Source organism: Gaiella sp. (assembly GCF_039915195.1).
Lineage (GTDB): Bacteria > Actinomycetota > Thermoleophilia > Gaiellales > Gaiellaceae > Gaiella.
Genome location: NZ_JBDSNT010000143.1, coordinates 1 through 8,902, shown reverse-complemented (window position 1 = coordinate 8,902; position 8,902 = coordinate 1). Strand labels below are relative to the sequence as shown.

8 protein-coding genes are annotated in these 8,902 nt (G+C 66.8%); 3 read left to right on the top strand and 5 right to left on the bottom strand.

The features are described 5' to 3' along the window. A partial coding sequence (locus ABIR74_RS13105) for a DUF427 domain-containing protein (RefSeq protein WP_348178850.1) occupies nucleotides 1–382 on the bottom strand: 382 nt, incomplete at its 3' end. A gap of 19 nt (nucleotides 383–401) precedes the next feature. On the opposite strand from ABIR74_RS13105, the gene ABIR74_RS13100 reads away from it, so the two are divergent. Beyond that, nucleotides 402–671 (top strand): hypothetical protein, encoded by a 270-nt coding sequence (locus tag ABIR74_RS13100; RefSeq protein WP_348178848.1) that lies wholly within the window; start codon nucleotides 402–404, stop codon nucleotides 669–671. Then, nucleotides 668–1,237 (top strand): DNA-3-methyladenine glycosylase, encoded by a 570-nt coding sequence (locus ABIR74_RS13095; RefSeq protein ID WP_348178846.1) that lies wholly within the window; start codon nucleotides 668–670, stop codon nucleotides 1,235–1,237. Before ABIR74_RS13100 ends, ABIR74_RS13095 begins: the two co-directional genes overlap by 4 nt. On the opposite strand, the gene ABIR74_RS13090 is transcribed toward ABIR74_RS13095, so the two are convergent. From ABIR74_RS13090 to ABIR74_RS13075, 4 genes are all read right to left on the bottom strand, one after another. Then, nucleotides 1,185–3,641: a PBP1A family penicillin-binding protein gene (locus tag ABIR74_RS13090; RefSeq protein WP_348178844.1), complete on the bottom strand. Its 2,457-nt coding sequence runs from the start codon at nucleotides 3,639–3,641 to the stop codon at nucleotides 1,185–1,187. The genes ABIR74_RS13095 and ABIR74_RS13090 overlap by 53 nt on opposite strands. Nucleotides 3,642–3,773: 132 nt before the next feature. Continuing rightward, nucleotides 3,774–5,762: an ATP-dependent DNA helicase RecQ gene (locus ABIR74_RS13085; RefSeq protein WP_348178842.1), complete on the bottom strand. Its 1,989-nt coding sequence runs from the start codon at nucleotides 5,760–5,762 to the stop codon at nucleotides 3,774–3,776. 47 nt (nucleotides 5,763–5,809) lie between these two features. Then, nucleotides 5,810–6,514, bottom strand: coding sequence for an anti-sigma factor (locus ABIR74_RS13080; protein ID WP_348178840.1), 705 nt, complete (start codon nucleotides 6,512–6,514; stop codon nucleotides 5,810–5,812). Continuing rightward, nucleotides 6,490–7,110: a sigma-70 family RNA polymerase sigma factor gene (locus ABIR74_RS13075; RefSeq protein ID WP_348178838.1), complete on the bottom strand. Its 621-nt coding sequence runs from the start codon at nucleotides 7,108–7,110 to the stop codon at nucleotides 6,490–6,492. The genes ABIR74_RS13080 and ABIR74_RS13075 overlap by 25 nt, the downstream gene beginning before the upstream one ends. A 230-nt stretch (nucleotides 7,111–7,340) precedes the next feature. Here ABIR74_RS13075 and ABIR74_RS13070 point away from each other — a divergent pair, with 230 nt between their 5' ends. Further along, on the top strand, nucleotides 7,341–8,645 hold the full coding sequence (locus ABIR74_RS13070; protein WP_348178836.1) for a DUF4331 domain-containing protein: 1,305 nt from the start codon (nucleotides 7,341–7,343) through the stop codon (nucleotides 8,643–8,645). The last annotated feature ends 257 nt before the right edge of the window (nucleotides 8,646–8,902 follow it).

Sequence of the window (8,902 nt, the reverse complement as noted above, 5' to 3'; positions counted from 1 at the left end):
GGGTCACCCGCTCGCCTGCGACGGTGCAGCTGTCCATGGGAGCGGGATAGAAGGCGACAGCGTCCCGAATGGCGTCGAACGCCGGAGTCGGCGACCGGTATGTCCAGGCACCGCCCTCGACACGACGGCCCGTCCCACCGACGACGTCGTAGTACGATGCAGCACCCTTCCACTCACACATCGATCCCCTCTTCGTGGACGGTACGAGCGCTTCAGGTGTGATGTCCTCGAGCGGGAAGTAGTAGACGGGAGGGTGGCTCGTTTCGAGCACGCGGTGGCCGCGGGCAGTGTCGGCTATCACAACGCCCCCGAGCGTCACCTGCAGCCGCTTCGACACCGGCTCGAGGCGCGGTGGCCTCGGGTAGTCCCAGACCGATTCCATTGTCATACTGTGCCGAACGATGGCAAGCCCACCGCGCATGGTCTTTCTCGGGTTTGGCAAGTACGCCCGGGCCGATCGGATCTACGCCCTCGAGCCGATCGTGGGTGAGGAGCGCGGCAACGGACGCAGGACACTCGTCTGGGTCGAAGGGATGCCGAACGCCATGGTCGCCTCGCGGACGCAAGAGACGATTCTCGAGGAGATGGGAGCCGAGCCCTCGCAGACGCCGGGCGACCGTTCGCGTCGGCGAGCGCCGGCTCACCCAACGCTCTTCCCACACGGGAGTTGACGCTCGACGAGCTCCTCGCGGGAACCGTGCACGACGTCGCCCGCGGACTGCTTGGTTGGACGATCCTGCGGGACGGTATCGGCGGTCGAATCGTCGAAGCGGAAGCGTACGCTCCGGACGATCCCGCGAGCCACGCTTTCCGGGGAAGGACGCCCCGGAACGGCTCCATGTTCGGAACTCCGGGCACCCTCTACGTCTATCGCTCGTACGGGATTCACTGGTGTGTGAACGTGGCCTGCGAGCCGGAGGGAACGGGCGCCGCCGTGCTCCTGCGCGCGCTCGAGCCGACCGTTGGTCTCGCCGAGATGCGGGAGCGGCGTCGAGTCCCGAACGACCGTGACCTGTGCTCAGGCCCTGGCAAGCTGACGCAGGCACTCGGGATCACGGGGGCCGACGACGGGCGGGCGATGGGCTCCCCGCCCTTTGCTCTCGAGCCCGCGGATGCTGCAGTCGAGGTCGTAACAACGCCCCGCGTCGGCATCACGAAGGCGGAGGACAGACCGTGGCGCTATCTCATTCGGGAGACGGAGTGGGCGTCGCGCGGCCCACGACGAGCGTCACCCTGAGTGCCTTTCCGGCTGCGACCCCCGCCTCCGGCGTCTGCTCGAGCACGGTTCCAGCTGCTCCCTTCGCGTACCGGATTCTCGTCTTCGCCTTCAGCGCCCTTAGTCGGGCGCGGGCGGCCGTCGCAGTCGAGCCGACGAGGTTCGGAAGGAGTCCGTACCGTGGATCGGGGCGACTGACGTAGAGACGCACGGCATCCTTCGCCGACAGGAACCCGTTCCGAGGCTCCTGCTCGAGGACGAACCCCGGACGCGTGCCCGGCTTCGCAGGGACGCCGATGAGCTCGCTTCCGAGCGGCTTCTCGGCGAGCGCCGCATTCGCGGCGGAGACCGACTTGCCGATGACGAACGGGACGGTGACCTCGTTCGGGTAGCACTCGGCCTGCTCCGAAGGCCCTCGTCCGGCGAAGAAGGCGACCACGCGCGTGCCCGGGCAGTAGCCGTTGTCGAGCTTGTAGGAGCCGTTCCGCCACACGATGCGTTTCTCCTCGGCCGGAATGTACGGCGTTGCGGGCAACGGTGCCGGAGCCAGCTTGAGTCGCCTGTCCGCCCGCGTCATGAACGACTTCCAGATCAGCGCGGGGAGCGTCCCCCCGGCGACGGGTTTGCCGCCGAACTCCGTCAGCATGGGCTTCAGCTCGTCGGGATAGCCCACCCACACGGCAACCGCGAGCTGTGGGGTGTAGCCGACAAACCATGCGTCACCGTAGTTGTCGGTCGTTCCCGTCTTACCGGCCGCCGGCCTATCGGCGAGCGCGGCCCGCTTCCCCGTCCCCGACGTGACGACACGGCCGAGGATCGACGTCAGAAGGTCGGCCTGAGCAGTCGTCATCGTTGGTTTCCCCACGGGGTCGTTCTCGGAGACCCTGCCGGTGCGCGCGAATTCGACGCGCTCGATCACCCGAGGGCTGTTCTTCGTGAGCGCTCCGTCTATCCGAACGCCACGGTTTGCGAACGTCGCGTAGGCGCGGGTCATGTCGAGTGGGTTGACCGCCACGGCGCCGAGGCCGATCGAGAAATACGGGTCGAGCTCGCTGCTGATCCCGAGAGCGTGTGCCGTCTTCACGATCGCGTTCGGCCCGACGAGCTTCGTCAGCTGAGCGTAGACGGCGTTGTCGGAAGAGACCATCGCTCGGGCGAGGTCGGCGCGGCCGAGGTACTCGCCCTCGTAGTTTGTGACACGCCAGATCCTGTCGCCGGCGTCGATCTCGACGGGCTTCGACTCGAACGTCGTCACCGGTGAGATGCCCTGGCGGAGTGCCGAGGCGAGCACGATCGGCTTGAACGACGAGCCTGGCTGGCGCTCCGCCTGCGTGGCCAGGTTGAACTGGCTCTCGCGGAAGTTCGACCCGCCCACCATCGCTTTCACAGCGCCCGTGCGCGGATCGATGGCTACCAGTGCCGCAGACGGGCCGTCCGGCTTCTCGAGAACGCTGTCGATCGCCTTCCGCGCCGTTTCCTGAAGCTCGAGGTCGATCGTCGATGTCACCTTGAGGCCGCCGCCGAAGACGCGACCCGCACCGTACTTCGCGATCAGCTGGTCCTTGACATAGTTGACGAAGTACTGCGCAGGACCCTGCGTACCGGGTAGCCGGACGTCCCCGGCCTTCGGGAGCGGGGCATTCGTGGCGCTCTGCAGCTGGCGAGCGGTGATCTTGCCCTGGTCGAACATCGTGCGGAGGACGAAATGGCGTCTCTGCTTCGCGGCACGTGGATGCTGGGTGGGATCGTAGATCGACGGGTCGGCGGGGAGCCCGGCGAGCAGCGCCGCCTCGGGCAGCGTGAGCTTTCTCGCTCCTTTGCCGAAGTACGTCCGGGCCGCCTGCTGCACCCCGTAGGCGCCGTTGCCGAAATAGATGGTGTTCAGGTAGGCAAGCAGGATCCGGTCTTTCGGCCAGCGTTGCTCGAGCTGCCAGGCGAGCGCTGCTTCTCTCACCTTTCGGGCCAACGTTCTTTCGTTCCGGACGTAGGCGTTCTTGACGAACTGCTGCGTAATCGTCGATCCCCCCTCGACGACCCCCTGTGCCTGGATGTCCTGCCAGAGCGCTCGAGCGATGCCGCGGGTATCCACGCCGTTGTGCTCGTAGAACCGCCGATCCTCGACCGAGACGATCGCCTGGCGCATGATCGGCGAGATGAAGCGGATGTTCTTCAGTAGCACCCGGCTCTCGTCACCGCGGAGAACGGTGAGGACGGAGACCCCATTCGAGGCGTAGACGACCCCGTCGACCTCCGTCCGCTGCGCTGCGGGGTCGAGTTCGGGGATCTCGCTCGCGACAGCGCGAACCAGACCGAACGAGAACGCCATCCCCGAGAGCACCACGAGGACGGTGAGCACTGCGAGGAGACGCAGCTTCCGAATCCGACCGCGCTTGCGCGGGGCCTTCGTGGTTCGACGCAGCCGCAAGACGCGTAGTCTAGCGGGGAGGGAAGCCGCGATGGACTAGCGTATTGCAGCTTTCCTCCCCCCAATACTGCCGCTCGCTCCACGAGATCCTAAAGGGGCCGCGAGCCAGCCGTTCTGGAACCGCCGATTGCTTCAGGCCATTCCCGTTGTGGAGTCAACCGGCGCGAGGAGGGCGAGGATGTCGTCGCCGTAGCGCTCGATGCGGGCCGGTCCAAAGCCCTTGACCGCCGCGAGCTCGTGAGGCGTCTCGGGCCGCGTCGCAGCGAGCTCGCGCAACGTCGTATCGGGAAAGATGACGTACGCGGGTACGCCGTCGGCCTGCGAGCGGTCCCGTCTCCACATGCGTAGCCTCCCCGCAGCCTCATCATCGACGGGACCCGACGCCTTCGGGCCGAGAGAGGGAAGAGTGGCGCTCGGCTCGGCATGCAGCACGCGATAGCCTTCCTCCGTTTCGACCTCGACGAGCGCGCCGCTTGCGACGAGGGCTGTGATCCAGCGCTTCACCTCCGCGTCGGATGCCGCTTCGAGCAGACCGAACGATCCCGACGCCCGAGCCGACTTTGGCGCCGACACCGAGCCGCGCAGCATCGCTACGAGCGAGCGGCGACCGAGCGGCCACGTGAGCCGGGCCACCGCCGCGACGATCGCACCCGCGACGTCGGCGGGAAGAGGCGTCGTGGGGCGACGGGAAGAGCGGGTACGTGGCGGATCGCACACGTCACACGCCCCGCAGGGGGGCGCGAACGACTCACCGAAATGCTCGGCCACCTGGGCATGCCTACAGCGGCTGCTCTCGGCGAAAGAGACGATGCGCTCGACCCGCGCGTTCGCTTCGCTTGTGTACCGCTCGAGCAGATCATCGACGATGGCACCGGCATCGGGGCCGACCGCCGGTAGATCGATCTGCATCGTCCGACCTGCGTCATACCCGCGGCGCACGATTCCGGCCTGCTCGAGCATGCCGATGAGTACGCGAGGGTCGTGATCACCGGAGGGGAGTCGAGCCGGATCGATCTTGCCCCCCTGGGCCCTGAGGGCCCGATAGATGTTGCGGAGGTCATCAGGCGCAGGGATATCGCCGACCGCGAAGCGACGCACGGCCGTTGCGTCGGAAGGGCTCGCGAGAAGCACCGTCGTGCTCGGCTCGCCGTCGCGACCTCCACGGCCAACCATCTGGACGTAACTTTCGAGCGAGTCCGGGTAGTTGAACAGGCAGACGAACCGGACATCTGGCTTGTCGATGCCCATCCCGAACGCTGTTGTCGCAACGACCCCCCGGATCCGCCCGGTGATGAAGTCGTCCTGGACACGGGATCGCTCGGCGCCCTCGAGGCCCGCGTGGTAATGCTCCATCGCTAGGCCGTGGCCGCGCAACGTCCGAGCCACCCGTTCGCAGGAGTCTCGCGAGCGCGCATAGACGATGGCGCTTCCTTCGCCTACGGCACGAAGCCTCTCGACGAGGATCCGGAGCCTGTCCTCGTTCCCGCCGACCACCTCGACGTCATAGCGGAGGTTTGCGCGCACGACGCTCGTTCGCACAACGGACATCGAGCGACCGAGAGCCGTGGCGATCCCCGTTGCGGTTGCCGGCGTCGCGGTCGCGGTCATTCCGAGCACGGCCGGCTCGCCGAGCGTCTCGAGCGCGCGGCGAATGAAGAGATAGTCGGGCCGGAAGTCGTGACACCACATGCTCACGCAGTGGACCTCGTCGATCACGACGAGACCGACGCCGATCGAGCGCAGCGTCTCGACGAACGCCGCATTCCGAAGACGTTCGGGAGCCGCGTACAGCAGCCGCGTTCGTCCGGCAGCGACGTCTCCCAGGCGCCGAGCTGTCTCGTCGGCCTCGAGGGAGGAGTTGACGAACGTGGCGGTTGTCGCAATCTCGGCGGGCAGCTGGTCGACCTGGTCCTTCATCAACGCGATCAGAGGAGAGAGAACGAGCGTGGGCTGCGGACGAAGCATCGCGGCGAGCTGATACGTGAGCGACTTGCCGGAACCCGTCGGCATCAGCGCCAGCGTGTCGCGACCATCAACGGCTGCGCGCACGACCTCCTCTTGCCCGGGCCGGAAGTCGGCGAAGCCGAACAGCTCTTGCAGGCGTGGCCGCAGGTCGGTCATGCGAACAAGTGTACGGGGTGAAGCGGAACGACTTCGTGCCAGGTGAGCTAGACGGGCTCGGACGCAGCAAGCGGAGGCAGCGTCGGCGAGATCGACCCGCCTGCCTCTTCGACCGTGACCGCAACTACGGCGCCGGCAGGCACTGCCTGGGGGATCGGCACGATCGCACGATCGTCGGTCGCCTCGAAGGTTCCGGCGGAGATGGGCGTCTGGTCGTCGACAATCCAGGCTTGGTACGTCTTGCCGGTGGGCGCTGCCGGGAGGTTGTCGAGGACGAGCACCGCCGAGCCGCCACCTGCGACAACGAGTCGACCGTTGCCGGACTGGAGCGCGACGGATGTTGCTGTCGGGTCGGCGAGCACGGCAGCGGCGTTCTCTTGCGCGGTGAGTGCCGAGCGCGTCGAATCGAGATCGCGATTGAGCGACGTGGCGTAGATCCCGAGGCCGATCACGACCGCCGCCGCAGCGGCCGAGACAGCGGCGAGCACGGGGAAGACCCGTCGCCGCGAGTCGAGCGAGACGACCGTCTGCGTCTCCGCCCGAGCGTCGGCGAGAATCCGGTTGCGGAGCTCAGGGCTCGGGCTCGAACCGTCTGCAACGACAGCGAGAGCGCCCGCGACCTCCCAGAACGACGCGACATCCTCCTGGCACTGTGCGCAGCCGCTCAGGTGGCGTTCGAACGCGTCTCGCTCCTCGGACTCGAGAGCGTCGAGGGCGTATCCCGCGCTCAGCTCGTGTAGTTCGGAGTCCATGATCCCTCCTCAGCTCCGTCGTCGAGAAGCTCACGCAGACGCGCGAGTCCGGCGAACATTCTGCTCTTGATCGTACCGAGCGGTTGCCCGAGTCTCTCCGCAAGCTCGGATTGCGAGTACCCACCGTAGTAGGCGAGCTCGATTGCCTCACGCTGTCCGTCCGGCAGTTTCCGGAGTGCGTCCTGGACGCGCTCTCGCTCGAACCCGAGCCACGCTGCGTCCTCCGCGGACTCGCTTGTCGCGGCGTCGCGGGTCGCGTCGTCGAGTGGCTCGACGCGGCGTCGTTCCTCGCGGCGCACGACGTCGACGGCTCGCCGATGGACGAGGGTGAGAATCCAGGTGCTGGCTTTTGCTCGTTCGGCCCGAAAGGCAGCTGCTGTGCGCCAGACGGCCAGAAAAGCGTCCTGAACGGCGTCCTCGGCGAGGCGGTCGTCCCTGAGGACGCGGAAGGCAAGGCCATAAGCGGCGCGGCCGACGCGGTCGTAGAGCTCGGCCAGCGCCGAATCGTCGCCGCGGGCGACGAGCGCGACGAGAGCCTCGTCTGAGAGGTGGGCGAGGTGCTTGCGCATAGACCAGGTGACCGGGGTGTCAACCAACGCTACCACCGTTGAGGAACGAGAAGTCATCAGCTGCTCATTCGTCGCAGCCCCTCGATCGGTTCGGCGGCGCAACGGCGAGCTGCGACCTTGCCGCGCGCGGCAGTAAACGCCGCGCGCGGCAGTAAACCGATCCCGCGATCTCGGCTCCACAGCACGTGGGCCGATCGAACCACCTGCCCGCGGTGTGCGAACAAGTGCCGATTCGAAAACAACCCAAGGAGAGTGCAATGAGGAAAGCAACAGCGATCGTGGGCTTTGCCCTCGCGCTGGTAGCAGCGGTAGTTGCTGCTGCGTTCACAATCGGACCGGGCTCCGGCACGGCCTCGAGCCATCGGGAGGCGCCGCTCATCGCGGAGGACCCGTCAGCCGACCTGACGGACGTCTATGCCTTCCGGAGCCCCGACAAGCAGAACACCGTCACGCTGCTCGCGAACGTGATTCCCGGCGAGGACCCCGGAGCGGGCCCGAACTGGTACACGTTCTCGCCCGGCGCTCGGTACAGCATCAAGATCGACACGGACGGCGATGTCAGGCCGAACGTGATCTACCGCTTCCAGTTCACCCGGAAGACCGGCCCGTTCTTCCTCGGTGACACCGCTCAGCCGTTTACGGTGACGAGGGTTGCGGGTGGCAAGACGACGGTGATCGCGAGGGGGACGACGCCTCCGAACAACATCGGGCCGCGTTCGACCCCGAACTACCCCTCGCTCGTGTCGAAGTCGATCGTCTCGTTCGACGGTGGCGCCTCGAAGGCCTTCGCCGGTCAGCGTGACGACCCGTTCTTCGGTGATATCGGCGCGATCTTCGACCTGGTCGCGATTCGCAAGGGTACGGGTAACGCAGGTGGCGGGAAGGACTTCTTCGCCGGCTACGGCGTGCACACGATCGGCGTGCAGGTTCCGATCGCCGATCTCAAGGCGAAGAACGGCACCGTCGGCATCTGGGCGTCGGTCGAGCGCAAGAAGGTCACGACGCGTGGTCAGAAGACCCGCAACAGCGGTGGCTGGGTGCAGGTCAACCGGCTCGGTAACCCGCTCGTCAACGAGGTCATCATCCCGACCGGGCTGAAGGACATCTGGAACGCGCAGCAGCCGTGGAACGACTCGGCGTACAAGAAGTACCACGAGACGCCGATTCTCGCCGCGGTGATCAACAAGCTCTACAAGCTCGGCGCGCCCGAGACAGGCCGTGACGACCTCGTCGCAGTCCTGCTCACGGGTGTCCCGAAGCTCAACTACACGGGCCCGAAGCTGGCGGATGTCCTCCGTCTCAACCTCGGGATTCCGGTGACCGCCAGTCCTAACCGCCTCGGTGTTCTGGGCGGCGACACGCAGGGCTGGCCGAATGGCCGACGACTCGGCGATGACGTGATCGACATCGCAGAGCAGGCCGTCGGCGGGTTCCTGAAGGGGACGAAGCTCCCTCTCGGCGACGGCGTCAACGGTGACGACGCGAAGCTGATGGGCTCGTTCCCCTACATCGCTGACCCGGAGAGCGGGTTTGCGAACACCAAGGGGCTCCAGAAGCCCTAGCACCACCTGGTCGGGGTGGGGCACCGTGCCCCACTCCGACCGAACCGACCTCGTTCGCGCCGCGAATAGGGGGCAAACGGAAGCTGGGAAGGGAGCACGACAATGAAGAAGAGAATCATCGCACTGCTCGGGCTCGTGGTTGCTGTCGCGACCGCCGCCGTTGCAGCTGCGCTCGTCGGCAACTCGCCGTCGAGCGCTACTGCGTCGAGCCATCGGGAAGCGCCGCTGATCGCGGACGATCCGACGGCCGACAACAC

Coding starts and splice junctions, on each gene's coding strand:
- ABIR74_RS13100 (WP_348178848.1), top strand. CDS start 402: ATGGCAAGCCCACCGCGCATGGTCTTTCTCGGGTTTGGCAAGTACGCC.
- ABIR74_RS13085 (WP_348178842.1), bottom strand. CDS start 5,762: ATGACCGACCTGCGGCCACGCCTGCAAGAGCTGTTCGGCTTCGCCGAC.
- ABIR74_RS13080 (WP_348178840.1), bottom strand. CDS start 6,514: ATGGACTCCGAACTACACGAGCTGAGCGCGGGATACGCCCTCGACGCT.
- ABIR74_RS13070 (WP_348178836.1), top strand. CDS start 7,341: ATGAGGAAAGCAACAGCGATCGTGGGCTTTGCCCTCGCGCTGGTAGCA.